General features: G+C 65.2%; 22 protein-coding genes and 1 pseudogene. 8 read left to right on the top strand and 15 right to left on the bottom strand.

Going from position 1 to position 25,174, the window contains the following annotated elements; genetic code table 11:
- Positions 1-5 precede the first annotated feature (5 nt).
- The 8 genes from QX034_RS01500 to QX034_RS01535 form a co-directional block, all read right to left on the bottom strand.
- Complete coding sequence (locus QX034_RS01500; protein WP_315729547.1) at positions 6-1,139, bottom strand: FAD-dependent oxidoreductase; 1,134 nt, start codon at positions 1,137-1,139, stop codon at positions 6-8.
- Positions 1,136-2,551: an NAD(P)/FAD-dependent oxidoreductase gene (locus QX034_RS01505; protein WP_316190865.1), complete on the bottom strand. Its 1,416-nt coding sequence runs from the start codon at positions 2,549-2,551 to the stop codon at positions 1,136-1,138. The genes QX034_RS01500 and QX034_RS01505 overlap by 4 nt, the downstream gene beginning before the upstream one ends.
- A complete protein-coding gene (locus QX034_RS01510) occupies positions 2,548-2,844 on the bottom strand; it encodes a (2Fe-2S)-binding protein (RefSeq protein WP_315705594.1) in 297 nt (98 codons plus the stop codon). Before QX034_RS01510 ends, QX034_RS01505 begins: the two co-directional genes overlap by 4 nt.
- A gap of 36 nt (positions 2,845-2,880) precedes the next feature.
- Positions 2,881-4,020 carry an FAD-dependent oxidoreductase gene (locus tag QX034_RS01515; protein ID WP_315705593.1) on the bottom strand — a complete coding sequence of 380 codons (1,140 nt, stop codon included), beginning with the start codon at positions 4,018-4,020 and terminating at the stop codon, positions 2,881-2,883.
- Between the two features lie 8 nt (positions 4,021-4,028).
- The gene (locus QX034_RS01520; RefSeq protein ID WP_315727889.1) at positions 4,029-4,838 is read right to left on the bottom strand and encodes an ABC transporter permease; all 810 of its coding nucleotides are present in this window, start codon (positions 4,836-4,838) and stop codon (positions 4,029-4,031) included.
- Positions 4,835-5,728 (bottom strand): ABC transporter permease, encoded by an 894-nt coding sequence (locus QX034_RS01525; RefSeq protein ID WP_315705591.1) that lies wholly within the window; start codon positions 5,726-5,728, stop codon positions 4,835-4,837. The genes QX034_RS01520 and QX034_RS01525 overlap by 4 nt, the downstream gene beginning before the upstream one ends.
- Complete coding sequence (locus QX034_RS01530; protein ID WP_315705590.1) at positions 5,725-6,768, bottom strand: ABC transporter ATP-binding protein; 1,044 nt, start codon at positions 6,766-6,768, stop codon at positions 5,725-5,727. Before QX034_RS01530 ends, QX034_RS01525 begins: the two co-directional genes overlap by 4 nt.
- 213 nt (positions 6,769-6,981) lie before the next feature.
- A complete protein-coding gene (locus QX034_RS01535) occupies positions 6,982-8,016 on the bottom strand; it encodes an ABC transporter substrate-binding protein (protein WP_315807106.1) in 1,035 nt (344 codons plus the stop codon).
- 207 nt (positions 8,017-8,223) lie between these two features.
- On the opposite strand from QX034_RS01535, the gene QX034_RS01540 reads away from it, so the two are divergent.
- Positions 8,224-9,171 carry a LysR substrate-binding domain-containing protein gene (locus tag QX034_RS01540; RefSeq protein ID WP_315705588.1) on the top strand — a complete coding sequence of 316 codons (948 nt, stop codon included), beginning with the start codon at positions 8,224-8,226 and terminating at the stop codon, positions 9,169-9,171.
- A 19-nt stretch (positions 9,172-9,190) separates the two neighbouring features.
- Here QX034_RS01540 and QX034_RS01545 read toward each other — a convergent pair whose 3' ends face one another.
- The 4 genes and pseudogenes from QX034_RS01545 to QX034_RS01560 all read right to left on the bottom strand — a co-directional run bounded on the left by QX034_RS01545 (position 9,191) and on the right by QX034_RS01560 (position 14,244).
- Positions 9,191-9,937, bottom strand: a complete 747-nt coding sequence (locus QX034_RS01545) for a Crp/Fnr family transcriptional regulator (RefSeq protein ID WP_315705587.1) — start codon at positions 9,935-9,937, stop codon at positions 9,191-9,193.
- The gene (locus tag QX034_RS01550) at positions 9,934-13,083 is read right to left on the bottom strand and encodes a CheR family methyltransferase (RefSeq protein ID WP_315705586.1); all 3,150 of its coding nucleotides are present in this window, start codon (positions 13,081-13,083) and stop codon (positions 9,934-9,936) included. Before QX034_RS01550 ends, QX034_RS01545 begins: the two co-directional genes overlap by 4 nt.
- 202 nt (positions 13,084-13,285) lie before the next feature.
- The gene (locus QX034_RS01555) at positions 13,286-13,537 is read right to left on the bottom strand and encodes a hypothetical protein (protein WP_315705585.1); all 252 of its coding nucleotides are present in this window, start codon (positions 13,535-13,537) and stop codon (positions 13,286-13,288) included.
- Between the two features lie 42 nt (positions 13,538-13,579).
- Positions 13,580-14,244: pseudogene (locus tag QX034_RS01560) on the bottom strand (chemotaxis protein CheB).
- 79 nt (positions 14,245-14,323) lie between these two features.
- Here QX034_RS01560 and QX034_RS01565 point away from each other — a divergent pair.
- Positions 14,324-14,719: a response regulator gene (locus tag QX034_RS01565; protein WP_315727883.1), complete on the top strand. Its 396-nt coding sequence runs from the start codon at positions 14,324-14,326 to the stop codon at positions 14,717-14,719.
- Positions 14,720-15,043: 324 nt separating this feature from the next.
- On the opposite strand, the gene QX034_RS01570 is transcribed toward QX034_RS01565, so the two are convergent.
- Positions 15,044-15,265 (bottom strand): hypothetical protein, encoded by a 222-nt coding sequence (locus QX034_RS01570; RefSeq protein ID WP_315705583.1) that lies wholly within the window; start codon positions 15,263-15,265, stop codon positions 15,044-15,046.
- Positions 15,266-16,077: 812 nt separating this feature from the next.
- On the opposite strand from QX034_RS01570, the gene QX034_RS01575 reads away from it, so the two are divergent.
- Together QX034_RS01575 and QX034_RS33960 are read left to right on the top strand one after the other, a co-directional pair.
- Positions 16,078-19,242 carry a TRCF domain-containing protein gene (locus QX034_RS01575; protein ID WP_315705582.1) on the top strand — a complete coding sequence of 1,055 codons (3,165 nt, stop codon included), beginning with the start codon at positions 16,078-16,080 and terminating at the stop codon, positions 19,240-19,242.
- Positions 19,243-19,319: 77 nt separating this feature from the next.
- Positions 19,320-19,730, top strand: a complete 411-nt coding sequence (locus QX034_RS33960; protein WP_409977829.1) for a hypothetical protein — start codon at positions 19,320-19,322, stop codon at positions 19,728-19,730.
- A gap of 54 nt (positions 19,731-19,784) precedes the next feature.
- Here QX034_RS33960 and QX034_RS01585 read toward each other — a convergent pair whose 3' ends face one another.
- A complete protein-coding gene (locus tag QX034_RS01585) occupies positions 19,785-20,087 on the bottom strand; it encodes a hypothetical protein (protein ID WP_315705581.1) in 303 nt (100 codons plus the stop codon).
- 756 nt (positions 20,088-20,843) lie between these two features.
- Between QX034_RS01585 and QX034_RS01590 the strand changes: the two genes are divergently transcribed.
- From QX034_RS01590 to QX034_RS01605, 4 genes are all read left to right on the top strand, one after another.
- Positions 20,844-21,848 carry an aliphatic sulfonate ABC transporter substrate-binding protein gene (locus QX034_RS01590; RefSeq protein ID WP_315705580.1) on the top strand — a complete coding sequence of 335 codons (1,005 nt, stop codon included), beginning with the start codon at positions 20,844-20,846 and terminating at the stop codon, positions 21,846-21,848.
- Between the two features lie 70 nt (positions 21,849-21,918).
- Positions 21,919-22,542: a nitroreductase family protein gene (locus QX034_RS01595; RefSeq protein ID WP_315705579.1), complete on the top strand. Its 624-nt coding sequence runs from the start codon at positions 21,919-21,921 to the stop codon at positions 22,540-22,542.
- Between the two features lie 103 nt (positions 22,543-22,645).
- The gene (locus tag QX034_RS01600; RefSeq protein ID WP_315727879.1) at positions 22,646-23,941 is read left to right on the top strand and encodes an O-acetylhomoserine aminocarboxypropyltransferase; all 1,296 of its coding nucleotides are present in this window, start codon (positions 22,646-22,648) and stop codon (positions 23,939-23,941) included.
- 3 nt (positions 23,942-23,944) lie between these two features.
- Entirely contained in the window at positions 23,945-24,748 is an 804-nt protein-coding gene (locus QX034_RS01605) for an alpha/beta hydrolase (RefSeq protein WP_315705577.1), read from the top strand.
- Here QX034_RS01605 and QX034_RS01610 read toward each other — a convergent pair.
- A complete protein-coding gene (locus QX034_RS01610) occupies positions 24,717-25,172 on the bottom strand; it encodes a hypothetical protein (RefSeq protein WP_315705576.1) in 456 nt (151 codons plus the stop codon). The two genes, QX034_RS01605 and QX034_RS01610, sit on opposite strands and share 32 nt — an antisense overlap.
- Positions 25,173-25,174 lie beyond the last annotated feature (2 nt).

Here is a 25,174-nt window from a genome sequence, read left to right on the forward strand (position 1 = left end):
TGTCCTCATGCTGTTGTTGAAGGGCTAGAGTTGCGGAACCGCGCGATGCTGAGATCGCCGATGCGGGTTTGCGTGCCGCCATGGACGATCAGCTCCGCCATGACGGCGCCGGCACCCGGGCCGAGCTGAAAGCCATGGGCCGAGAAGCCGAACTGGTGATAGAGGCCTTCGTGAACGGCGCTCGGGCCAAACACCGGGATATCGTCGCGCATCCGTGCCTCGATCCCGGCCCAGGCGCGCACGATGGTGGCGTTGCGCATCACCGCGAACAGCTCGGCGACGGTGCGCGCGCTCTCGGACAGTTTGCGCCAGTCGAGCACGGTCGCGTTGCGGTCCTGATAGGGCGTGGCGAGATGGCCGCCGCCGATCAGCACCGTGCCGTTCTTGAACTGCTTGAAGGAGAGCTTGCGGCCGCGCAGGATCACGACGGGATCGATGAAATGGGCGACGGGTGAGGTGATCATCAACATCGGCGCGATGGTCTCGACCGGCACCGGCTCGCCGAGTGCGGCTGCGATACGGCCGGCCCAGGCGCCGGCGGCGTTGACCAGCACCGGCGCGGCATAGCTCTCGGTCCCAACTTCGACGCGCCAGAGCTTGCCATCCTTGCGGATATTGGTCGCCGGCACGCCTTCATGAACGATTGCGCCAAGCTGCTCGGCCTTGCGGCGGAACGCGGTCGTCGTCCGCGCCGGCTGCGCCGCGCCGTCGCGCCGCGACACCACCCCGCCCGGACAGCTCTCGGCAACCGCCGGCACCAGCCGGCGCAGCTCGGTGCCGTCGATCAATTCCTCATGGATGAAGCCACGCGCATTCAGGTCGGCGACGCGCGCGCGACACGCGGCCAGCTCGGTCTCGTTCTCGGCGACCAACACCTGGCCGTGGCTCTCGAAGCCGCAATCATCGTCGACGAGATCGGCGATGCTTTCCCAAATTCCCATCGAGCGGATCGACAGTGGGATCTCCGCGACATCGCGCGCGAGCTGGCGCACGCCGCCGGCATTGACGCCGGAGGCATGACGGCCGGCATAGTCCTTCTCGATCAGCACCGGCTTCAATCCGGCGAGACAGAGATGCAGCGCGGTGGAGCAGCCATGGATGCCGCCACCGACGATGATGGCATCCTTCCTGACGATCATCCGCGCACCACGGCCTTGGTCGCCTGTTCGTTCTTTGGCAAAGCGGCAAGCTCCGAGAGCATGATCGGCTTCACCGGCGCGCGCAGGCGGTAGTAGCCGATCTCCTGCGGTGTCTTGCCGCGCGCCTCTGCCATCAGCTCGGTGACGGTGAGGCCACAGAGCCGGCCCTGGCACGGCCCCATGCCAGTGCGGCGATAGGCCTTGAGCTGGTTCGGCCCTGTGGCACCGATGGCCACGGAGTCCAGAACATCCTGCGCGGTGACCTCCTCGCAGCGGCACACGATGGTGTCGCCCTTTGGAATGCGAAACTGCTTGGCAGGTTGAAACAGGATGTCGAGGAACCTACGCCCGCGTTCAGCGCGCGCACGCTCGGCGCGCAGATCGGCGACCCCTGCCATCTTCGCTGCGGCCTGCGGCGCCAGCGCCACAACGGCAGCATGGGCCGCGATCCGCCCCCGCCACACCGCCGCTTGCGCACCGCCGATGCCGGCGCCATCACCGGCGATGGCGATGCCGGGAACGGAGCTGTTGCAGTCCTGATCCAGCACCGGCGACCAGCAGAGTTGCAGCTCGTTCCAGCGATGCTCGACACCGGCGGCCATCGCCAGATTGACATTGGGCACCACGCCCTGATGCAACAGCAGGAGATCCGCCGGAATGGTCTCGCGCTTGCCGCCAGCGACATAGCTGACGGTCGCGAGCTTGCCATCGCCGGCGGCGGCAAACTCGGTAACGCCTTTGACCACCGGCACCTTCGCACGCACCTCGCGCATCATCGCCAGGCCCTTCAGGAAATAGGGCGAGGTCATGAAGGCAAAGGCGTGCGGCAGCGCGGCCAGGTAGTTGGCGCGCGGCGTGGTATCGAGCACGCGATCGATGCGGCCGCCGAGGCGCAGGATCTGCGCGGCGAGCAGCCATAGCAGCGGGCCCTGCCCCGCAATGATCGTGCGTCCGTCCGGCACCAGGCCAGAGGATTTCAGCATGGTCTGCGCCGCGCCCGCCGTCATCACTCCCGGCAATGTCCAGCCGGGAATCGGAAACGGCCGCTCCAGCGCGCCGGTCGCGATGATCACGCGCTTGGCCTTGATGAAGGCCGAGCCGCCGCCGACGGAAACGCCGAGCTCGAGATTGCGATCGAGGCTCCACACGGTGGCGCGATGGATGATCTCGGCACCGCTGTCACGCGCGGCCTTCGCGATCTCGGCCCCCGACCAGTAGTCGCTGCCGAGCACGGCCTCGCGCTTCACCGGCGTCGAACCGATCGCGCGCCAGACCTGGCCGCCGGGGCCGGCATTCTCGTCGAGCAGCAACGTCGACAGGCCCGCACCGGCCGCGCTTGCGGTGGCGGCAAGTCCCGCGGGGCCTGCACCGATCACGACGACGTCGTATTGATCCCGTTTCGGCGTGCTCATCGGCCGATCTCCCGCTTGCCCTTCTGGATCTCTATCTTCATCCCCTCCGCGACCTGGACGAGGCAGCCCTGGCGATTGCCGACGCCGTCGATGGTGACGAGACAGTCGAAGCACACGCCCATCATGCAATATGGCAGGCGCTTCGCGCCGCTGACGGCAGTGGCGCGGCGGGCATCAAGGCCCGAGGCAAGCAGCGCAGCGGAGACGCTGTCGCCTTCACGCGCCTCCACAGCCGCGCCTTCGACATAGATCGTCACGGGTGGCCTGCCGTCAGCATCGGTTCGTTTGAACATTCTCAATTCTCCTGGCCGCGCGCGGCCGTATCGATGTCAGTAATAGCCGCTGCCGGTCGCTGCGGTGTCGCCCGAGAAGCGCCGCGCCGAGAACGGCTCGACGAGCTCCGGCTCGAGCGCGCCACGCTGAACCATCCGCGCGATGTCGAAGGCATGGTTCGCGGCCAAGGTCACACCGGAATGGCAGCAGGCGACGAAGGCGCCGGGATGCGTCTCCGACTGGTCGTAGATCGGGAAGCCATCCTTCGGCATCACGCGCAGGCCGGACCAGCTGCGCACCACGTTGAGCCGCGACAGATGCGGAAACATGCGCTGGGCGCGATCGGCCATCACAGCATTGATCGGATGGTTCTGCACGCGATCGTCTAGTTCGTCCTCCTTGCTGTCGCCGATCATCACCGTGCCCTCGTCGGTCTGGCGAATCGTCGTCAGCGCATGCGGCAGGAACGGCATGGTCCGCTCGGTCACGATGATCTGGCCGCGCGTCGGTCCCATCGGCGCGGACAGCCCGACCATCGGCGCCAGCGTCTGGTTGGCGTTGCCGGCGGCGAGCACGACCTTGGCCGCACGCAGCTCGCCTTGCGCGGTCGCCAGGCAGAACTCGCCACCATCGCGCGCGATCGATGAGACCGGCCGTTCCGGAAGATAGTCGACACCGAACTGTTTCATGCCGGTGTGGAAAGCGCGGAAGGTGCGCAGCGAATTCACATGGCCGTCGAACGGACAGAAGCTGCCGCCGGAGACCTCTGGACCGATCAAGGGCAGCATCTTCTTGACCTCGGCGGCAGGCAGCATCTCCATCCGGTAGTCGGCCGCGCTGGCCTGGTTGTGCATGCGTGCCACGAGCTGACTGCGCTGCTCGTATTCGGCATCGCCCAGCGTCAGATGGAAGCCGCCGTTCTGCTGCAACACCACGTCCAGTCCGGTCTGCTGCTTCAGCTCGGCCGCAAGTGTCGGCCAGGCCTGCGAGCCGCGCACGGTCCAGCCGGTATAGGCCGGCATGCCCAGCCCCTTGCTCTGCACCCAGACCAGCGCGAAATTGGCGCGCGAGGCGCGTTTGGCGATGTCGCCTTCGTCGAGCACGGCGACGCGCTGGCCGAGCCGGCCGAGACCCCAGGCGATGGCGGAGCCGAGCAGTCCGCCGCCGACGACGGCGACGTCGTAATCTTTACTCATAGTATCTCCTATCGTCCCGCGTCGCTGCCTTTGGCGGTGAGCACGCGGTCGAGCCCGTAAAAGCGATCGAGCAGGATCAGGATGGTCATGGTGATGGCGATGACGCTGGCCGAGACCGACGTCACCAGCGGATCGATGTTGTCCTGGATGTAGAGGAACATGCGCACCGGCAGCGTCTCGGCGCCGGGCGCCGCCAGGAACACCGTCATGGTCAGATCGTCGAACGACTGGATGAAGGCGAGCATCCAGCCGCTGACCAGGCCCGGCAGGATCGACGGCAGGATCACGCGCCGGAACATGGTCCAGCCGTCGGCGCCGAGCGAAACCGCCGCCATCTCGATCCTGCGATCCATCCCGCTCGCGGCCGCCAGGGTCAGGCGCAGCGCGAACGGAAACACGACGACGATATGCGCGATCAGCAAGGCGATGAACGTGCCGCCGATGCCGGCCGAGGTGAAGAAACGCAGGAAGGCGATGCCGAGCACGACATGCGGAATCATCAGCGGCGACAGGAACAGCGCCGACAGCGCCTCGCGGCCGCGGAAGCGATAGCGGCTGATGGCGAGCGCCGCCGGCACCGCGAACAGCAGGCTCACGAAGGACGAGAGCGCGCCGAGCCACAGACTCGTGCCGAAGGCATGCACGAATTCCGGATAGGCCGCGATCGCCTTGAACCAGCGCAGCGAGAAACTGGTGGTCGGGATCGACAGGAAGCCCTCGGGCGTGAAGGCCACCCAGCACACCACCACGATCGGCGCCAGCATGAAGACGACGAACAGCGCGTGGAAGGTGAGCGCGATCGGTCCGTTCCCCTTCATCGGAACATCTCCTGATAGCGCCGTTCAATCAGCGCATTGCTGCCGACCACGATCAGCACCAGCGCGACGAGCAGGAGCACGGCGACCGCCGCACCGAGCGGCCAATTCAACGTGTTGAGGAACTCGTCATAGGCCAACGTCGCCGCGACCTTCAGCCGGCGGCCACCGATGATCGCCGGCGTGGCGAAGGCGCTCGCGCAAAGCGAGAATACGATGATCGCGCCGGAGAGCACGCCGGGCATGATCTGCGGCAACACGATGCGGCGGATCACCGTCAGCGAGCCCGCGCCGAGCGAGGCCGCCGCATTCTCGATCTGCGGATCAAGGCGCTGCAGCGCGGTCCAGACCGCGAGCACCATGAACGGCATCATCGCGTGCGCCAGCGCCACCACCATGCCGGTCTCGGTGAACATGAAACGCACCGGAGAACTGATCAGGCCGAGCGACATCAGGAGCTTGTTGGCGAGGCCGTTGTTGCCGCCGAACAGCAACGCCCATCCCAGCGTTCGCGCCACCACTGAGATCAGGAGTGGCCCTAAGATGACCAGCAGGAAGATGCCCTTCCAGCGCCCGCTCATGCGATGCAGGATGTAGGCCTCGGGCACGCCGAACACGGCGGTGATCAGCGTGGCGAGCACGGCGACGCGGAAGGTACGCCAGAACATCTCGGCGTAGTAAGGATCGCTGGCGATCTCCTGCCAGTTCTTCAGGACGAAGACCGGCTCGATGCCCTTATACTGTCCCCAGTCGTGGAACGAGAGCATCACCGTCATTGCGAGCGGGATCACGACGACGCCGACGAACAGCATCAAGGCCGGCACGGCCAGCGCCAAGGCGGTGCGCGTCTCGCTCGGCTCTGCCGCAGGGGCTGTGGTGAGGGCCGCGCTCATGCACCGCCTCGCGTCGGGCGAAGGCTCATGTCGTCGGTGCGCCAGGTGAGATGCACCGCCTCTCCCTGCGCGGGCTGCGGCTCGCCGTCGTTCTGGCGGATCACGATCGCGGGGCCGCATTCGGTCTCGCACTGGAATAGCCAATGATTGCCCTGGAAGATGCGGCTCTGAATCCGGCCCGACAATCCGCTCGCGCCGAAACCGATCCTTTCAGGCCGGATGCTGACGGTGACGACGCCCGACAGGCCAGCCGGTGCCGGCGTGCTCCAGGAGCCCGCAACCAGTTTGGCGGTGGAGCCGGAGCGATCGATGCTCGCGGCGAACTCATTGGTCTTGCCGAGAAACTGCGCGACGAAGGCCGACGCCGGGCGTTCATAGACCTCTTGCGGCGTGCCGATCTGCTCGATCCGGCCTTTGCTCATGACCACGATGCGATCGGACAGCGACATCGCCTCGATCTGGTCGTGGGTGACGAGAATGGTGGTGGTGCCGAGATTGCGCTGGATCTGGCGCAGCTCGATCTGCATGTCCTCGCGCAGTCGCGCATCGAGATTGGACAGCGGCTCATCCAGGAGAAGCACGCTCGGACGGATCACCAGCGCCCGCGCCAGCGCGACGCGCTGCTGCTGGCCGCCCGACATCCGCCGCGGATGACGGTCCTCGTAACCGGCCAAGCCGACAAGCGCGAGCGCGGCGCGCACCCGCTCCTCGCGCTCCTTGCGCGCGACCTTGCGCATCTCAAGCCCGAACGCGACGTTCTCGGCCGCCGTCATGTGGGGAAACAGCGCGTAGCTCTGGAACACGATGCCAAGCCCGCGCTTGGCCGGCGGAATTGCAACGAGGTCCTTGCCTTCAAGGTGGATCGTGCCATGCGATGGATCGAGGAAGCCCGCGATCATCTGCAAGGTCGTGGTCTTGCCGCAGCCGGACGGACCCAAGAACGAGACGAACTCGCCCTTGCTCACCGCGAGGCTGAACTCTTCGACGGCCGTGTTCGGACCGAAGGATTTGCCGACGCGGTCAAGTGAGAGGAAGGACATGAAGAATATCCGAGTGGGAAATGAGCACTGTCGCCGAGCGCACAGTGTACTCCCCTCCCCCTTGCGGGGCCGAGACGAGCAGAGCTCGCTCTGAGGGGGTGGGGGTGGGGGTCTTCAGGAACACTGCCGTTGGGGACCCCCCACCCCAACCCTCCCCCGCAAGGGGGGAGGGAGCAGACCGCCGCCGGCGAGAGAGTTGCAACCAGCCACTACTTACCGCTCGACCTCGCGATTCCAGCGCTTGGTCCATTCCTCGCGCTTGTCGTTCACGATGGTCCAATCGGGTGCATAGACCTTGGTGGCACGTTCGCCGATCGGAGCCATCGTGCCGACGCCGGGCGGTACCACGACCGATTTCACCACCGGGCCGTAACCGTATTCCTTCAGCATCACGAGTTGGATCTTCGGGTCGAGCAGCTGCTTGATGAAGGCGGAGGCCAGCGGCGAGACGTTGGGCTTGGCAATCGGACAGGCCGTGGTGAGCAGCATCACCGCGCCCTCCTTCGGATAGACGAAGTCGACCGGGAAGCCGGTATTGGCAAAACTCTGCACGCGGCCTGAGCCCCACACCGCAAGCACCGCCTGCCCGGACTGGAACAGCTCGGTCATCTTGCCCGGCGACGGCTCATAGGCGAGCACGTTCGGATTGATCTCGGTCTTGAAGATCTTGAAACCTGCCTCGACGTTCGACTCGCTGCCGCCGTTCATCTTCGCCAGCATCAACAGCGCATAAAGGCCGTAGGTGTTGTTGATCGGCGGAATGACGAGCTGCTGCTTGTATTTCGGATCCTTCAGGTCGTTCCAGGAGGTCGGCGGTGCCCAGCCCTTCTCGGCGAACACCTTGGTGTTGTACATCAGGCCAGTGGCAACGAGCCCGATCGCGACGGCGCGATCGTCCTTGAAATGCGCGACGTCGTAGAGCTCGGCGCTGGGGACGCCCACGATCTTGTCGCAGAAGCCGAGCTGGATCGCCTGGTACATCGGGCCGTCGTCGAGGATGGCGACGTCGATCTGCTGGTTGCCCTTCTGCGCCTGCAGCTTGGCAAGCGTGTCGGTGGAATTGCCGGCGACGTATTCGACCTTCACGCCATTGGCCTGCTCGAACGGCGGAATCACCTCGTCACGGATCGTCTTCTCGAATGAGCCGCCATAGCCGGCGACATAGAGCGTCTTCTGCTGGGCAAGGCCCGGAGTGGCAGTGGCCAAGACGGCAAGGCTCACCACTGTCAGAAGGCTGAAGGGCTTCATACGGACAGATCTCCCCTATTGGCGCTCATTCGCCGGTATCAAAAGACCACTCGATGAAAGATCCCGCCGGTTCTGCGTTCTTCACGTCACGGCACCGCACAAAAAACGGGCGACCTCTCGATCTGACCAAAAAGATCGCAGCGCACTCTTCCGTCGTCCAATGAATAATGGCACCCTCCTCATGCTAAAATATTATGGAGACACCTGATGGCCCGGATCAACCCGCGGCAGGTCGAAGCCTTCCGGGCGATGATGCTGACCGGCAGCGTGACCGAGGCTGCGAAGCTGATGGCGGTGACACAGCCCGCGGTCAGCCGGCTGCTGCGCGACTTCCAGGCGCTGCTGAAGATGGAGCTGTTCGAGCGGCGCGGCAGCGGGCTGGTGGCGACCGCGGCGGCGACCGCGCTCTACATGGAGGTCGAGCGATCCTTCGTCGGGCTCGACCGCATCACCGCAGCCGCCGAGGAGATCCGCAGCCGCCGCACCGGCACGCTCCGCGTTGCGGCCCTGCCGGCGCTTGCCAACGGCTATCTGCCGCGGCTCGCCGGCACGTTCCTGAGCCAGCGCCCCAATCTCAATCTTTCGTTCTTCGGCGTGATCTCACCGATCGTGGTCGATTGGGTGCTGAACCATCAATGCGATATCGGCTTCGCCGAAGTGCCGATCGCGCATGCAGGTTTGACGAGCATCCGCCTTCCCGCATTGCCGCGCGTCGCCGTGTTGCCGGCGGGACATCGGCTGGCGGCGAAGACGACGCTCGAGCCGCGCGACTTCGAGGGCGAAACGTTCGTGTCACTATCGGCCGGCTCGAGCAGCAGGCACCTGGTCGATCAGGTCTTCAATCGCGTCGATGTTCACCGCGTCCTGCGGGTCGAGACGACGTTATCCGAGATCATGTGCGGAATGGTGTCGTCCGGCCTCGGCGTCGGCATCTGCGATCCGTTCACCGCGCGCGAGTTCGACGGCCGCGGCGTCGTCGCGCGACGCTTCCTGCCGCAGATCGATTTCGAATTCGCCGCCGTGTTCCCGCCGCAGCGCAGCCCCTCCCCGGTCGCGCTCGACCTCGTCGAGACCTTGCGACAGGAGCTGGAGGAGTGGAAACGGCGGCTTGCGAGTGCCGATGCTGCGGCTTCTGATCCCGTCCTCGCCGGCTAGTTTTACCCGGCAAGACTCATCAACCCGGCACACGATAGTGCAGATAGTCCGGGTTGAACAAGGCCGCGTCCTTGAGCGCGTCGAGATCGTGGACCGTCAGCGTCCGCTCCCGCAGCACGATCAGGCCGGACGAGCGCAATTCCTGCAGCGTCCGGTTGACATGAACCACCGATAGCCCGGTCGCGTCGGCAAGGTCGGTCTGCGTGATCGGAAATGCGCAACTGTCGCCATCCAATAGCCCGACCGGCCGCAGCCGCTCGATCACCTCGCACAGGATATGCGCGACCCGCTCGAATGCGTCGCGGCGACCGAGATTGAGCGTCCACTCGCGCTGGATCGCCGCGTCGGACAGCGTCTCGCACCAGAAGGCCTCGCCGAGCACGCGGTCAGCGGCGACCAGAGACTCGAAACGCTCGCGCTCGATCTCCGCATAGACCACCGATGTCAGCGCGGAGATCGAATGGTCCATCCACTCCAGCAAATAGATTTGCGCGTCACAGGTATCACCAGGCAGCGCCAGGTTGACGATCTGTCGCCGCCCGTCTTCGAGCGATTTGTAGCGGGCAGCCCAGCCCGAGAGCATCATTCGAATCCGGTCCGCCGGATCGCCCTCGCAGACCAGCTCCTGTCCGGCCATCGCCGTGATGATGCGGCCGCGAATGGCATCGTCGAGCATGGCCGCCGTCTCCGGCGAAATCTTGCGGAATGCACTCAGGCGACGGATGACGACATCCGCCGTCCGGTCGCTCGTGCGCGCCGTGCTCATGTCACCTGGTCAGGGCCGGGCTTTTGGACGATGACCCGGCTCAGCGGCAACGTGATCGAGAAATGCACGCCGGTCGGGCTGAACATCAACGCGCTTTTGCCCTTGAACTCAAAGCCCAGCGTCCGCTCCAGGATCTCCGTTCCAAAACCCTTCCGCTTCGGCGACTTCACCGGTGGACCTCCCTTCTCGCGCCAATCGAAATTCAGTTCCGGCGGGGTGACGCCCTCGTCGATGCGCCAGCTGATCTCGACGCGTCCGGCAGGTTGGCTGAGGGCGCCGTACTTGACCGCATTTGTCGCCAGCTCGTGAATCGCCAGCGACAGCGTCTCAGCCGCTTTCGGCTGCAACCTTATCGTCGGGCCGGAGATGCGCACCTGTTCGCCTTCGCGTGCATTATAAGCCATCAATTCGTCGGCGAGCAGATATTCCAGATCGACGCCCACCTCGGGATCGCGCGTCACGGCCGCCTGGGTGCGCGCCAAGGCGCCCAGCCGGCCATCGAGATGGGCGGAATATTCTTCGACCGTCGAGCTCGTCTGCGCGGAACGCCGCGCGATCGAGCGCACCACGCCCAACGTGTTCCGCACGCGATGCTGCAGCTCGGCGAGCAGCAGCCGCTGACGTTCTTCCGCCCGCGTGATCGCGGTGACGTCGATGAAGGTGATTACGACGCCGGCGATGAAATTGTCGATGGAGCGATAGGGCAGCATGCGCACGATATAGCGCTTGCCGCTGTCCGGCGCGGTCAGTTCGCGCTCGGCGCTGGCCAGCGTCCGCAGCACCCGACGGATATCGTCGTAGAGGTCCTCGATCGGAATCCTCGCCTTGATGTGGGCAATCGGACGGCCGACGTCCGTCTCCACCAGATGCAGCACCTGCGTGATCGCCGGGGTGAAATTCATCACCCGCATGTCGTTGTCGAGAAACACGGTCGCGATCTGCGTGCTCTCCAGGAAGTTCTTCAGGTCGCTGGTCGCACGCGTCAGCTCCTGGACCCGGTGCGCAAGCTCGCCATTGACCGTGGTGAGCTCCTCGCGCGAGGTCTCGAGCTCCTCATTCGCCGATTGCAGCTCTTCGTTCAGCGACTGATATTCCTCATTGGAGGATTTGAGCTCCTCGTTGGAGCTCTCCAGCTCCTCGATCGTCGCATGCAACCGCTCGCGCGTGGCGCGCAGCTCGCTTTCGATGCGCTCGACATGCTCGCTGCGCACCAGCGAATTCGCGCTTCCGGACGACGCCGAGGACGGCCGCAGCGCGCCGTCCTTGAACAGCACGATGAAGCTGCGCTGCCCTTCCGGCGCGTCGATCGGCTCGACCGTGATGTCGACCCCGACCGTGTGGCCGTTTACCCCGAGCAGCACCTGATCGGTGTGCGACGGTTCGTTGGTGTCCCGCGCGCGGCTCAAGGCGGTTCGCAACTCCAGCCGAAGGTCGCGATGCACGAGGCCGAGCAGATCCAGCGTGGCGGCGCCGGCGGTCGGCTCGATGAAGCGCCCGGTACGGCCGGAGAAATGCAGGATGTGAAAACTATCGTCGGTGATCACATAGGCCGGCGCGTAGCGCTCGGCGATGCGGTGCGCCTTGCGTTCGAGCCCGACATCGGAGCCGAAGCTCCGGGCCGGCGGCAGCTCGACCGAAGTCCGCGCGGCCGTCGTGGTGATAGGGAATTCCGGCGGCAGCCGCGTGCCGTTATCGAGCTTCTTGAAGATCCGGGCGCGGCGGTCGACCGGAGCAAACAGCTTCGGATGCCGCGTCACGTTCTCCGAACTGCCGAGAAACAGAAAGCGCTCAGGCAGCAGCGCGAAATGAAACAGTGGAATCACCAGGTTCTGCAATTCGGCATCCAGATAGATCAGCAGATTGCGGCACGAGACCAGGTCGAGCTTGGAGAACGGCGCATCCTTGATGACGTTGTGCTGGGAGAAGATGCACATCTCCCGCAACTCTTTGACCACGCAATAGGTGTCGCCCTCGCGCACGAACCAGCGCGCCAGCCGTTCCGGCGAGACGTTGGCTTCGATGTCGGTGCGGTAGCGGCCGACCCGGGCGGTGGCGAGTGCCCGGCTGTCGATGTCGGTTGCGAAGATCTGCACCGAAGGCGGCGAATGAAGCTTCGCAAGATGTTCGCACAGCAGGATCGCGATCGAATAGGCCTCCTCGCCAGTGGCGCAGCCGAGCACCCAGACACGGACCTGCTGGCCGGCCTGCTTGCCGTCGAAGATTTGCGGAATGACCTGCTGCTCGAGCACGTCGAACTCCCGCTGGTCGCGGAAGAACTCGGTGACCCCGATCAGAAGATCGTTGAAGAGATGCTGGACCTCGTCCTGGTCGTTGCGCAGGAAATCGACATAGGCCGAGATCTCGTCGATCTGAACCACCTGCATGCGGCGCTGCACCCGGCGCAGGAAGGTGTTCTGCTTGTAGCCGTGGAAGTCATTGCCGGTCTTGTTGCGCAGGATATCGACGATGCGGTTGATCGAGCTGGCGGCGGCCGCAAGCACTTCGTCAAAGCCTTGCCGCTCTTCCAGACGCCGCAGATGGCGGGCATAGACCGTGATGTGATCGGGAATGTCCTCGGCCGGGAGCACGAAATCCGCAATGGCCGCAGGCGTGCTGCCGTCCATCGACCCGTCGCTCTCGTCTCCGGCGACGTGCTCGGCGATGGCAAGCCCGCCATGGTTCTTCAGCGTGGCAACGCCGAGCGTGCCTTCTCCGCCGGTGCCGGACAGGATGACCCCGATCGACTGTTCGGCCCGCCCCTCGGCGAGGGACACCAGGAAGCTGTCGATGGTTGCCCGCTCACCCGGCGCCTGTTCGGCCGGACGTACGCCGAACCGGTCGCCATGCACGGTCGCGATCATGTTGGGGGGACAAAGATAGATCGTCTGCCCCTCGATCTCGGCTCCATCCGCCAGGTTTTTCAGGGTGACGCTCGTGAACGGCCGCAGCACGGCGCGCAGCCATTCCTCATCCAGCGCTTCGCGATGCTGCAGCACGAGCACGACCGCGAGATCATTGCCGAGCGCCAACTTCGACAGGAACCGCTCCAGGCTGCCGGTGTTGCTCGGCGAGGCGCCGACCCCGACGATCAGCGGCCGCCGCCCTCTGGGCGGTTCCACCGACTGAGATTGACCACTATTCGTCATATCTTGCGGTATATACTAATCGTGCCTCAGTCGGACAGAGGTGAAAATCAGCTCGATCAATATGCAAGCGGAATAACGGTTCCGCACTCCAGACGTCGCAACCGGTCGACGCAGGAATTTCGCCAATGGCCGCAACTGCGCCTTTGCCCGGTCGGAGTCGGGCCTGCAATTCCTGAAGCTGGCTCCGCCCGATAGTTGAAGCCTAAGTTGATCCGGCCGCGCGTCGTCGTTTGAGATAGGCGATCCTCTGCTCGATCATGGCGCGGTGCCGCTCCCATTCCGCCAGATTGTCCCGCAGCAAGGCGGCCAACCGCACGGCTTCGGCGTAACCCCGGCCGGACGCCTTCAATTGCAAGACCAAGCCCTCCTGTTTGTGCAAGCGTGTCCAGCCTGAGGCGATATCGGCTTCGCTCTTGCGGAGCTGGTCTTCTTCGCTGCGGATATCGCGGTTCACCTGCCACTCGGCAGGACAAGATGCAGCGCTCGCCATGTTGCATCACCCTGGCCGTCGAAGTGGATCGAGCAACTGCAGCGCCATCTGCCCGATCAAATCGGCATATCCTCGATATTCGATCGCCCCGCGCCGCGTACATCCGCTACCGGGCAGACAGAAATCGATGGAACTCGCCTCCATGGCGTGCCGCGGCATCTCGTCGGCAACCGCATCCGACGGATGCTGCACCACGGCCACCCCGCCACATCGCTTAATTGCGTTGAGGCCCGCCGCACCATCTGATAAAAGTCTGCTGAGGGCCACGCCGATGACGCGAGGTCCGTAATGCAGTGCCGCAGAGCGAAATAGCGGATCGATGGACGGACGGACCAGGTCTCACGCGGACCGCGGCCGGGCATCAGGTGACCGTCTGCAATCAGCAAGTAATGATCCGGCGTAGCCAGATAGACGGTGCCATTCTGAATCGGCAAGTCGTTCGCAGCCTGCGTGACGGGCAGCTTGCCGGCGGCGCGGGCGACGGTCGAGAGAACACCGTTCCCTCGTGCCGGGACGTGCAGCACGACAAACACCGCCGACGGCACATCGACGGGCAAGCGCCCGAGAATGTCTTTCAGGGGCACAGTCGCCCCTGAGGAGCCACTGATGATGACGATGATGTCGCGGTTGGGCACAATCAGGATCCTTCCATGTCGGCTTTCGGAACCCACGGGTTCCTAAGCCGTTTTGCATAAGGTCTGGACCCGGCGGATGTTCCTATTGAGCGCGTGCCGACGACAGGAGAGCCTCATGGGGCAAGGCACACCCATTGCGCCGACGAATCCACTGGCGGGAAAACGCATCCTCATCGTCGAGGACGAGTATTTCCTTGCCGATGACCTCGCCGATGAATTCAGGCGCCTTGGCGCCGACGTGATCGGCCCCGTCTCGGAGGTTGTCGAAGCCCAGAAGGCTCTGCAATTGGGCCGGCCGATCGACGCTGCGCTGCTCGACATCAATCTCAGGAGCGAGATGATCTTTCCTTTCGCCCGCGCACTGCGCGAGCTGGACATCTTCTTCATCTTCACCACTGGTTATGACAAGACATCGATCCGACCTGAGTTCGCCGACGTCCCGCTCTGGGAAAAGCCGCTCGACATCCGCGCCTTCACGGAAGGGGTTGCCGAACTCTTGAAGGGGCGGTGATCCTTTCCTTGTGCTTTCCTTGCGCGAGGACGCGATCTCAGCGCTCCTGCCGGGCCGGCACCGCAAGCGACGGCAGTTCGAAGACGAAGCGGCTATCAGCCCGATGAGCGCCAGCGCCAACATTTGCTTGAACGGCTCCGCAAAGGGAAGCGAAGATGGGCATTGGCTCAGAATCGTCGATCAAACGCTCGTCAACTCGTAACATAAGCCCATCGCGATCAGACGGCCCCGAGAATCCGTCTCAAGATCGCGACACGTCGGCGACGAACCGCCCACCAGCATGGCCGCGACCTCACAGGGGCACGGCCCGAGACGCTGGACTCATCAGCGTCGCGGTGGGTATCGGGTCGGCCCTCGCAAGAACTCCTCGAGTTGCGCAATGGCTTCCGCCTCTCGTGCCCGCCTCAAGAGACGCGCCTGATCGGCGCCTGGCGGCAACTGCTTTGCCGCATCACGTGCTTCACGTGCTGACTTTAGGAGACGCTCTCCGAGGGGAGTCGCCTGTTTGAAGCGACGGCGCCGCTTCTTCTGAGTTTCGATTTCCATCCAAACATGACCACGTTGCGACCTCAACCTGCTCGGAACTTACAGTCCGGCTAACAACCTGCATCAACATAGGTAAATCGGCCCACGATCCTGGTCGGCGCGCGGCTCGTCACCGTGCAGGCAAATGGGTCATCCAGCGGACTAACATCGTCGAGCGTTTTGCCCGCCAGGGGAACGGCCGCAGTGCTCGCAGCCGGCGGACCGATCGACTTGCCGGCTGTGCCCGTCGTTACGCACCCGGATGACGAGATCCTGGCGATCGACGGCCAGCTCCGAACTTTTCGGCATCTGACGATCATTCAATTGACGAACGGTGTCCCAGCGAGCGATCGATGCGAGGCAGTTCGGCTTCGCCGGAAATGCTGCCTATGCGGCTGAGCGCGAGCGGGAGGCGCGGAGCGCCTACGCGCTACTCGGCCTGCATTGCCGGCGTATTCGTCTCGATGCGCCCGATCAGGAGAGCATCTCTTGCGCGCGGCGCTTGACCGACCGCCGTCGGCTTGCGTGACGTCCATACGAACCAAGTGCAAGCCGAAGGCCGGTTCCTATCGAGCAGCGGGGGGCATGCTCTCTGCGGCGGGCTTGCTGCCGGTTGTATTTGCGCCTGGCGGTCAAGACTTGTAGTAGTCGACTCTCACAGCGGGAACTCCGCTGCAACCGCGGTGTTTTCCTTCCAGATGGGCAAGCCTGCACGCGCGCCAAGTTCAAGAAAGGCCGGAAGAGCCGGCAAGCGCGCGCCATCCGCTCAACGGCGCCAGGCACTGTCATCCGCCGCGCCGACCGGACTGATCGCGCTTCATTTGCTGAGGGCGTTGGGAAAATCCGGCGCCCGAGGGCTCGTATTTCTCGCAAAGGACGAAGTGCGCGCCGAGCGCCTTGGCGCGATCCTGCACGCGTTTGACCCGAGCTGCGATGTGTTGGTGCTGCCGTGCTTCGACGCGTTGCTCGTCGACGAGGTCGAGCCGTCGCGGGAGACCACGGGCCGCCGCGCGAGCGTCTTGCGGCGGCTCGCAGCGCGAGCCGCCCCGCCGCTTCTGATAGCCACGGTTGATGCCGTGCTGCCGCGTGTGCCGCAGCCGCAGGCCTGGTCCAAGGCCTGCCTGCGGCTTGCGGTCGGCCAGCCGATCGATGTCGATGAGCTCCGGCGGTTTCTCACAGAGGCGGGCTATGAGCTCGACGAGCCGGCCGATTATCCCGGCGGTGTGTTATGTCACGGCCAGACCATCGAGCTGTTTCCCGCCGGCGCCTTGGGTCCGGTGCGGATCGACCATGACGACGGCTTGATCCGTGCCATCCACACCTTCGATCCGGTGCATCAGACCGACCTCGCCAGCCTCGATGCGCTGGTGCTCGATCCGATGTCGGAGCGCAACCTGCTTGGAAATGGCACGACCGGCGCTGGCATCTTCACCTATCTGGATGGCGTCAGGATCATTGCCGATGCCGAGGTGCCGGTGCGCGCGGCGGCGCGGCTCGCCGCAATCGAGGAGAGCGGCGATGCGCGCAGCCGAGAAGCGACCTTTATCGGCCGACGCGAATGGCAGGAGGTCATGCGTGGTCTGGCGGTGTTACCGGAATCATCGACGCTCGAATCGATCCCCAATTTCTCGCGCGAGACATCGGCGCGCACGGCGCTGCGCCGCTTCATCGCCGCGGCCAAGCGGAGCGGCGCTCGTCTGCTGTTCGCCGCCGCCATCGAGCAGGACCTGCAGCGGATGGAGCGTCTCGCCGGGCTCAAGACGCTACGTCGTGCAGACTGGGCCGGCGCCTCGCGTCCCCCTGCAGGCAAGGTCACATCGCTGCTGGCCGACCTCGATACCGGGTTCAGAACCGGACGCACGCGGCCACTGCTGGTCGTCGCCGCAGCCGATGTGCTCGGCAGCAGGGCGCATCACCTGCAGCCGATGGCGCGGCAGAACCCGACCGCCGCCGACGCCGCAACCCGGCCGGCGCTCGGAAGCGCGGTCGTTCACCTGCAGCGCGGACTTGCGGTGCTGCAAGGTCTCGAGCGGCTGTCGGCGCCCGACCTCAGCGAACGCGAGATGGTACGCCTTGCCTTCGCCGTTGATGAAGCCGTCCTGGTGCCCGTTGGCGAGCTTGCGCTGATCTGGCCTTATGCGAGCGATGCAAGCGGGATCCGGCTTGACGACGCCGATGGGCACTCATGGGCCGCGCGCTGCCTGGAAGCCGAACGCGAGGTCGACCGGACAGCGCAGACGCTGTCCCAGGCGATCCAGGCACGGCGACAAACGAAGGCACCGCGGCTCGTGCCTCCGACCGCCGACTACGAGCGCTTCGTCGCCCGCTTTCCCTATTTCGCAACGCCCGATCAGGCCGCGGCGATCGAGGATGTGCTGAACGACCTCGCCGCCGGCCGTCCGATGGATCGCGTCGTCTGCGGCGATGTCGGCTTCGGCAAGACGGAAGTGGCGTTGCGCGCCGCGGCGGCGACCGTATTCGCCGGCAAACAGGTCGCGCTCGTCGTTCCGACCACGGTGCTCGCCCGCCAGCACGTGCTGACATTCCAAAAGCGCTTCGCCCCGTTCGGGATCGCGGTCGGCCATCTGTCGCGCCTGACTGCCGCCGCCGAAGCGCGATCCGTGAAACAACAGCTGCGCGACGGCTCGCTGCAAATCGTGATCGGCACCCACGCTCTGGCCGGAAAGGATATCGCCTTCGCGGACCTTGGACTCGTCATCATCGACGAGGAGCAGCATTTCGGTGCGGCCGACAAGGACAAGCTGTCGGCGCTGCGTGCCGGCGTCCACACCTTGACAATGAGCGCTACGCCGATCCCCCGCACCATGGCCGCCGCCATGGTGGGCCTGCGCGACTTCAGCGTCATCGCCACCCCGCCGGTGCAGCGGCTGCCCATCGTGACCAAGGTCTCGCCCCTGCTCGATTCGACGCTGACGATGGCGCTGCGGCGCGAACAGCGGCGACACGGCCAGAGCTTTGTGATCTGCCCGCGCATCAGGGATCTCGGTCCCATGCAGGAACGGCTGCATTGTAGCGTACCCGAGTTGCGCGTTGTCGTCGTCCACGGCCGGATGCCGGCGCAGGACATCGACGATCGCATGATGCGGTTCGTCGGCGGTGAGGCCGACGTACTTCTCGCCACCGACATCGTCGAGAACGGCCTGGACATTCCGCGCGCCAATACGATCCTGATCTGCGCACCCGAGCGCTTCGGACTGGCGCAACTGCACCAACTGCGCGGCCGGGTCGGACGCGGGAGCACGCGCGCCTTTGCCTATCTGCTCACCGATGCGCCCGGTGAAGAGGCGCAGAAGCGAATTGCCGCGCTTCAGGAGCTGAGCCGACCGGGAGCCGGATTTCAGATCAGCGCACGCGACCTCGACCTGCGCGGGGCCGGCAATCTGTTATCGGAACAGCAAGCAGGCCACGTCCACGTGTTCGGGCCTGCGCTCTACCATGACCTGCTGGCGCGGGCGCTGCAGGGCCGCCCGCGGCGTGCTTCCGACATGTGGATGCCGGAGCTGCGCATCGAAGTGCCAGCGCTGCTGCCCGCAAGCTATGTGCAGGACGAGGCGACGCGGCTCGACATCTACACCAGGCTGGCGAGGGCGGAGAGCCCGGCCGAGCTCGGCGAGATCGAGGATGAAATCGAGCTTCGCTTCGGGGCGCTGCCGCCGGAGGTTTCGAACCTTCTCGACATCGCCGACATCGGGCTGTCCTGCCGCGCGCTCGGCATCACCAGGATCGATGTCGGGCCGACCGGCATAGCGGCGCAGCTGAGGCCGGATGCGCCGGTTGCGCCGTCATCGCGCCTCATCACGCGCAGCCGCCACCGGCTGGTCTACAAGCACCGGATCAGCAAGAGCCAGATGCTGCAGACCGTGATCCAGTTCATCAACGCGCTCAAGACGCGTCGGGCGCGCGCGCCGCTGCGGCGAACCACCTCCCGCGCGCAAAAGACGGGCCGCCCCGCCACCGCGATCGGCGGGTCATCGTAAGCCGCGCCGCACCGGCGGGTACGCCGTTGGATAAGAACCTTTGCCGGCGGTGGCCGTTGCATCGGCAAATCACGGAGATGGAGACGATCATGGTCGATACTCGCCAGGTACTCGCAGACTTCGTCGTTCGCAAGGCGTTCGATCCGGTGCTGCACGCCAAGCCGAGCGGACGGTCGGCCACCAACCATCATAAGATAAGGCAAGCCAAAAGTATGAGGTGGGCCGAGCAATCTCAGCGCGAGCCCGGAACGCCATCCGCGCCCCCCGCGTTCGATCCAGAACGTTCGACGACGGAGCTGAGCATGGTCAAGGACACGACGAAGAACGATCCCAGAGAAACGCCGAACGACGATCCGAGGGAACGCACGGATTGGCCGAGCAACAAGCAGACCGACAAGCCGTGGCAGGGCAATCCCGAGAAGGACCGGATCGCACCCGATCGCCCCGATATCGATCTGGAGAAGTGGAAGCGCGCGAATACCAGCTGACGGATCGCATGCAGGCTTGCCGCGGCTATGAATGCCGCGACCATTCGATTCGCGTCAGCCCACCGTCTCCGCCAGGACCGATGGCCGCTGCAGCTGCGACGGCGTTGCAGCTTCGATCCATCGCGTCACCGGCGCAAGGTCGTCGCGGGCATTGCGATAGGCTCGGATCTGGGAGTCGGCCGGGCTGCATGACGATCTGGCAGCGCGCGAGCTCGTCCACACAGCCGGGCGCCCTCGGCGTCGAGGCATGATCCGCTCGACCAGCCGGACCAGCATTTCCTGGCCAGTCACGGGTCCGTCCTCGGCCACCAGGATGCAGTCGGCGCCGTAGCGCTGCGCGCGTGATCTGTTCTCCACCGCAATCGCACGTTCGCGCGTTGCCGACGCCTTCGGCGTTCTCAAGGTGGAGATAGAGATGGCGGGCGAGCGCGCTCAACCGGTCTGACGTGCGGCTGCACGAAAGGCGAATATTTCTATTTCTTTTTTTCAGAAATCATGCTATCCATGGCCATCCCGCACCCGGTACAAGGGGCGCTTCGCGATCGTCACGAACGTTGGGCGCGGGACGCGGTGGACGCATCAGGTTGCAGCACGCAAGCAGCGTGCGGACGGAACAACCTTGTTGCGGACGTGAAGTCGTGTGGTCCCGGCATCCCGGTGCTGATGCCCGCGCAACGCGTCAGCGTTGTCGCGACGCGATGATGCTTTGCATCACGCGGATGGGGGCAAGAAAGCCGGTCCCCAGGGAGATCACGTATAAGCGTTAAAACCATCGTGCAGGGAATGCCGGGATGTCTCGGCTGAACCTGTGGTGACTGCCGCCTGCTTTTTTTTCTGCAGGCGGGCCATGGGTGCGGCCAGCGCCCGGCATTCCCTGCGCCCTCGTTTTTCCGAGGGCCGGACGGCAGCAAGACTCGGACGCAAATGGCGCCGCGAGACTGCGAAGCCGTGGCTTCGCGCGGACGCGCAAGAACATAATTCTCGCGCAATCACCCGATGAAGAATTTTACTCTTCCATTGCCCCAATCAGTGAAATTGCACCGGGGGCACTGCTCCTGCAAATGATGCCATGAAAAGGTGGCACGCTGAATTCACCGCCGCCGGGAGACTTTCATGATATTCGCTCTCATATCCATCGGCTCGGCCGCCCTCGCGCGGTCTACCCTCATCCGGCGAGGGCTGCTCGCGGCCGTCTTCGCTTTGCTCGCGATCTCGGCGTTGGCGAACCCCGCCGCGGCCGAGGACATCCGGATCGGCTACCAGAGATCATCGACCCTGACCGCGATCCTCAAGGCCAATGGTGAATTGGACAAGGCGCTGGCGCCGCTCGGCATCAAGGTGACCTGGCACGAATTCTCCAGCGGCCTGCCGCTGCTCGAAGCGATCAACATCGGCAGCATCGATTTCGGCGCCGACGTCGCCGATACCGTGCCCGTCTTCGCCCAGGCCGCGGGCGCCAGGCTCGCTTATGTCGCCGAAGAAGCCGCCTCGCCTTCGGCGCAGGCGATCCTGGTGCCGACTGCTTCCCCCATCAGGTCGCTGGCTGATCTGAAGGGCAAGAAGATCGCGGTCACCAAGGGCGCCGGCAGTCATTATCTGCTGCTCGCGGCGCTCGCACGCGCTGGTCTCAGCTTCAAGGACATCACGCCGGCTTATCTGCCGCCCGCCGACGGCCGCGCCGCTTTTGTCAGCAACAATGTCGATGCCTGGATCGCCTGGGATCCGTTCCTCACCAGCGTGACCAGGCAATCGGGCGCACGCGTGCTCGCCGACGGCTCGGATGGGCTTGCGAGCTACAAGCGCTATTACCTCGCTTCCGCGGATTATGCCGATCGCCGCGCCGATACGCTGAACGTGATCTTCGTCAAGCTGGTCGAGACCGGGCAATGGGTGAAAGCCCACCCGGGTGAAGCCGCAAACCTCTTGGCCGGGCTCTGGGGCATCGATGCGGCCACGGTGGAGGAGGCCAACAGCCATCGCTCCTACCGGGTCGGTGCGGTGACGCCCGCGGGCCTGACCGAACAACAGAAGATTGCCGATGCGTTCTTCGCCGAGCACCTGTTGCCGGCGAAACTCGACACCACTGCGATCAAAATCTGGACACCGAAGGCGCCGTGAGGTTCCGGCGTGATAAGAGGTCCCGTCCCGATCCGGGTGCGGGGCACAGGTAAGAGCAAAGGAGACCACCGTGACTGCCCATCTCATCCCGCCGACCGACCGGACCGCCGACCATCCGGCCCATCGTCTGTTCGTTGACCGCTGGTCACCGCGCGGCTTCAGCGACGAAGCCATTCCGGCGGCGGAATTGTTGACCTTCTTCGAAGCGGCGCGCTGGGCGCCCTCCTCCTACAATTCGCAGCCGTGGCGCTTCCTTTATGCTCTGCGCGGCCAGCCGGAGTTCGACACCTTTCTCGGCCCGCTGGTCGAATTCAATCGTGGCTGGGCGCAGCACGCGGCGGCGCTGGTCTACGTGCTCTCCAAGAAGACGTTCACACCGGCCGGCAAGACCGAGCCGGTGGTCTCGCGCACCCATTCCTTCGATGCCGGCGCCGCCTGGGCCAATTTCGCCCATCAGGCCGCACTCTCCGGCTGGGTCACCCATGGCATGAGCGGCTTCGATGTCGAGGCCGCGCAGAAGGCGCTGCAGGTGCCGGATGATTTCGCGGTCGAAATCGCCGTTGCGGTCGGCCGTCAGGGCGACGGCGCGCAGCTGCCGCCGCAGCTGAAAGAGCGGGAAAAGCCGAGTCCGCGCCAGCCGGTCGCCGCGTTCGCCGCAGCCGGCCTGTTTCCGCAGCGCTTCGCGGGAGGCTGATGAACTTCGGGGCGGCGATGCTCAGCAGCGCCGCCCCTGACGCTCTGCTGCAATTTGTGGCACAAGGGATGCTCCATCCGCCGTTCGAATCCGCGAGTCCAGCATGCCAGCGCCAAAACCACCCGCCTTCGAGACCTTGAGCCTGCATGCAGGCCAGCATCCCGACCCCACCACCGGCGCTCGCGCGGTACCGATCTATCAGACCACGTCCTACGTCTTCGAGGATGCCGAGCACGCGGCCGCGCTGTTCAACCTGGAGCGCGCCGGTCACATCTATACGCGGATCTCAAACCCCACGACGGCCGTCCTCGAAGAGCGGCTGGCCGCGCTCGAAGGCGGCGTCGGCGCGGTCTGCACCGCCAGCGGACAGGCTGCGTTACACCTGGCAATCGCGACACTCTTGAACGCCGGCGACCACATCGTCGCCTCCGCCTCGCTCTATGGCGGCACCATCAACCTGCTCGCGCACACCCTGCCGCGCTTCGGCATCACCACCAGCTTCGTCAAGCCGCGCGATCTCGACGGCTTTCGTGCGGCGATCACGCCGAAGACGCGGCTCGTGCTCGGCGAGACCATCGGCAATCCCGGGCTGGAAGTGCTGGACATCCCGAAAGTGGCTGAGATCGCCCATGCGGCCGGCATTCCGCTCCTGATCGACAACACCTTTGCGACGCCCTATCTCAGCCAGCCGATCGCGCTCGGCGCCGACATCGTCATGCATTCCGTCACCAAATGGCTCGGCGGCCACGGCATCGCGATCGGCGGCGCGATCATCGACGGCGGCAATTTCGATTGGCGAGCCTCCGGCAAGTTTCCGCAGCTGACCGAGCCTTATGCCGGCTACCACGGCATCGTCTTCGACGAACAGTTCGGGCCGGCCGCCTTCATCATGCGCGCCCGCACGGAGGGCTTGCGCGATTTCGGCGCCTGCATGTCGCCGACCAATGCCTTCCATCTTTTGCAGGGCGTCGAGACGCTGCCCGTGCGCATGGAGCGCCACGTGCAGAACACGCAGGCCGTGCTGGAATTCCTGGCGAGCAGCAAGGCAGTCGAATGGGTGCTGCATCCTACGCTGGAAACTCATCCGGACTATCAGCTCGCCAAGAGTCTGCTGCCGCGCGGTGCCGGCTCGATCGTCTCCTTCGGCATCAAGGGTGGCCGCGCTGCCGGCCGCAAGTTCATCGAAAGCTTGAAGCTGATCAGCCATCTGGCCAATGTCGGCGACGCCAAGACCTTGGTGATTCATCCTGCCAGCACCACGCATCAGCAGATGGACGCTGCGCAGCTTGCAGCAGCGGGAATCGGCGAGGAGCTGGTGCGGCTGTCCGTCGGCATCGAAGCGGCCACCGACATCATCGACGATCTCGGACAGGCGCTGCGCGCCTCACAGAAGGTGTGAGCCATGCAGCTCTCCATTGACGGTCATGAGGTGTTCGTCGGAACCGGCGGCCGCAGCTTCGACCCCGCCCTGCCCGCGGTCGTGTTCCTGCACGGCGCGGGCTTCGATCATTCCGCCTGGGCACTGCATGATCGCTGGTTCGCGCATCACGGCTTTGCCGTGCTGGTGCCCGACCTTCCCGGCCATGGCCGCTCGGCCGGGCCTGCGCTCAAGACCATTGCCGCGATGGCGGATTGGGTGGCCGCGCTGCTGGATGCGGCCGGCGCCAAGCCTGCGCATCTCATCGGCCATTCGATGGGTTCGCTGATCGCGCTCGATGCCGCCGCACGCCATCCCGCGCGCGTCACCAAGCTCAGCCTGGTCGGCACGGCAGCGACGATGACGGTCGGGCCCGACCTGCTCAAGGCGGCGGAGGCCAACGATCCCGCGGCGATCGACATGGTATCGATCTGGGGGCTCGGTTATAGCGCCGAGCTCGGCGGCAGCCGCGCGCCGGGCCTGTGGATGCATGGCGCGGCGCAGGCGATCTTGAAGCGCTGTCCGCCGGGTGTGTTGTTCAGCGACCTCTCGGCCTGCAACGCCTATCAGGACGCACTGGGCTCGGCGGGCAAGATCGCGGTGCCGACGACCGTCATCATTGGCGAGAAGGACATGATGACGCCGGCGAAGGCCGGCAAGGCGCTGGCTGCCGCGATCGCAGATGCGCGCACGATCGTGCTGAAGGGTGCGGGACACATGATGATGACTGAGCGGCCCGACGAACTGCTTGCGGCCCTCAGCGGTGCCCCATCCCCGACGGGTAGATGACGGTGGGGCGATACGGCACGGCGGAATGCCCGAAGTTCCTGCCATATTGCTGCTGAACGGCGGGGATGTTCACCGTACCCACCTTGAGATCCGACGACTTCGCGTCGATCGGCGGCAGGTTGAGCACGGGAGGATTGACCTCATCGACCTTGCGCCTCAGCCGCTCGTTGATGCAACCGAACGAGGTGTCGGTTTCGCCCTTGGCCTCGGTGCAACGCCCTTTGTTGCCACCGGCCTGCCCGCCGCCGAGGGCGGGCGCCGCCGTCGCTGCGCCCGGGTTGGAGGGGCTCGGCAGCAGCGGACTTGGCGGCGGCGCATCGACCGTCACCGGCGGCAACGGTCTCGGATCCTGCGCCCGCGCCGGGCTCAACGCCGCGACCAGCGCGACGACGATGATCGCAGGCCTTGCTACGGAGACCAGCATCG

Origin of the sequence: Bradyrhizobium sp. SZCCHNR3119, from assembly GCF_032487775.1 — a bacterium.
Lineage (GTDB): Bacteria > Pseudomonadota > Alphaproteobacteria > Rhizobiales > Xanthobacteraceae > Bradyrhizobium.

Coding starts and splice junctions, on each gene's coding strand:
- QX034_RS01505 (WP_316190865.1), bottom strand. CDS start 2,551: ATGAGCACGCCGAAACGGGATCAATACGACGTCGTCGTGATCGGTGCA.
- QX034_RS01525 (WP_315705591.1), bottom strand. CDS start 5,728: ATGAGCGCGGCCCTCACCACAGCCCCTGCGGCAGAGCCGAGCGAGACG.
- QX034_RS01605 (WP_315705577.1), top strand. CDS start 23,945: ATGCAGCTCTCCATTGACGGTCATGAGGTGTTCGTCGGAACCGGCGGC.
- QX034_RS01500 (WP_315729547.1), bottom strand. CDS start 1,139: ATGATCGTCAGGAAGGATGCCATCATCGTCGGTGGCGGCATCCATGGC.
- QX034_RS01590 (WP_315705580.1), top strand. CDS start 20,844: ATGATATTCGCTCTCATATCCATCGGCTCGGCCGCCCTCGCGCGGTCT.
- QX034_RS33960 (WP_409977829.1), top strand. CDS start 19,320: ATGGAGACGATCATGGTCGATACTCGCCAGGTACTCGCAGACTTCGTC.
- QX034_RS01600 (WP_315727879.1), top strand. CDS start 22,646: ATGCCAGCGCCAAAACCACCCGCCTTCGAGACCTTGAGCCTGCATGCA.
- QX034_RS01515 (WP_315705593.1), bottom strand. CDS start 4,020: ATGAGTAAAGATTACGACGTCGCCGTCGTCGGCGGCGGACTGCTCGGC.
- QX034_RS01510 (WP_315705594.1), bottom strand. CDS start 2,844: ATGTTCAAACGAACCGATGCTGACGGCAGGCCACCCGTGACGATCTAT.
- QX034_RS01540 (WP_315705588.1), top strand. CDS start 8,224: ATGGCCCGGATCAACCCGCGGCAGGTCGAAGCCTTCCGGGCGATGATG.
- QX034_RS01570 (WP_315705583.1), bottom strand. CDS start 15,265: ATGGAAATCGAAACTCAGAAGAAGCGGCGCCGTCGCTTCAAACAGGCG.
- QX034_RS01565 (WP_315727883.1), top strand. CDS start 14,324: ATGGGGCAAGGCACACCCATTGCGCCGACGAATCCACTGGCGGGAAAA.
- QX034_RS01520 (WP_315727889.1), bottom strand. CDS start 4,838: ATGAAGGGGAACGGACCGATCGCGCTCACCTTCCACGCGCTGTTCGTC.
- QX034_RS01610 (WP_315705576.1), bottom strand. CDS start 25,172: ATGCTGGTCTCCGTAGCAAGGCCTGCGATCATCGTCGTCGCGCTGGTC.
- QX034_RS01545 (WP_315705587.1), bottom strand. CDS start 9,937: ATGAGCACGGCGCGCACGAGCGACCGGACGGCGGATGTCGTCATCCGT.
- QX034_RS01550 (WP_315705586.1), bottom strand. CDS start 13,083: ATGACGAATAGTGGTCAATCTCAGTCGGTGGAACCGCCCAGAGGGCGG.
- QX034_RS01530 (WP_315705590.1), bottom strand. CDS start 6,768: ATGTCCTTCCTCTCACTTGACCGCGTCGGCAAATCCTTCGGTCCGAAC.
- QX034_RS01535 (WP_315807106.1), bottom strand. CDS start 8,016: ATGAAGCCCTTCAGCCTTCTGACAGTGGTGAGCCTTGCCGTCTTGGCC.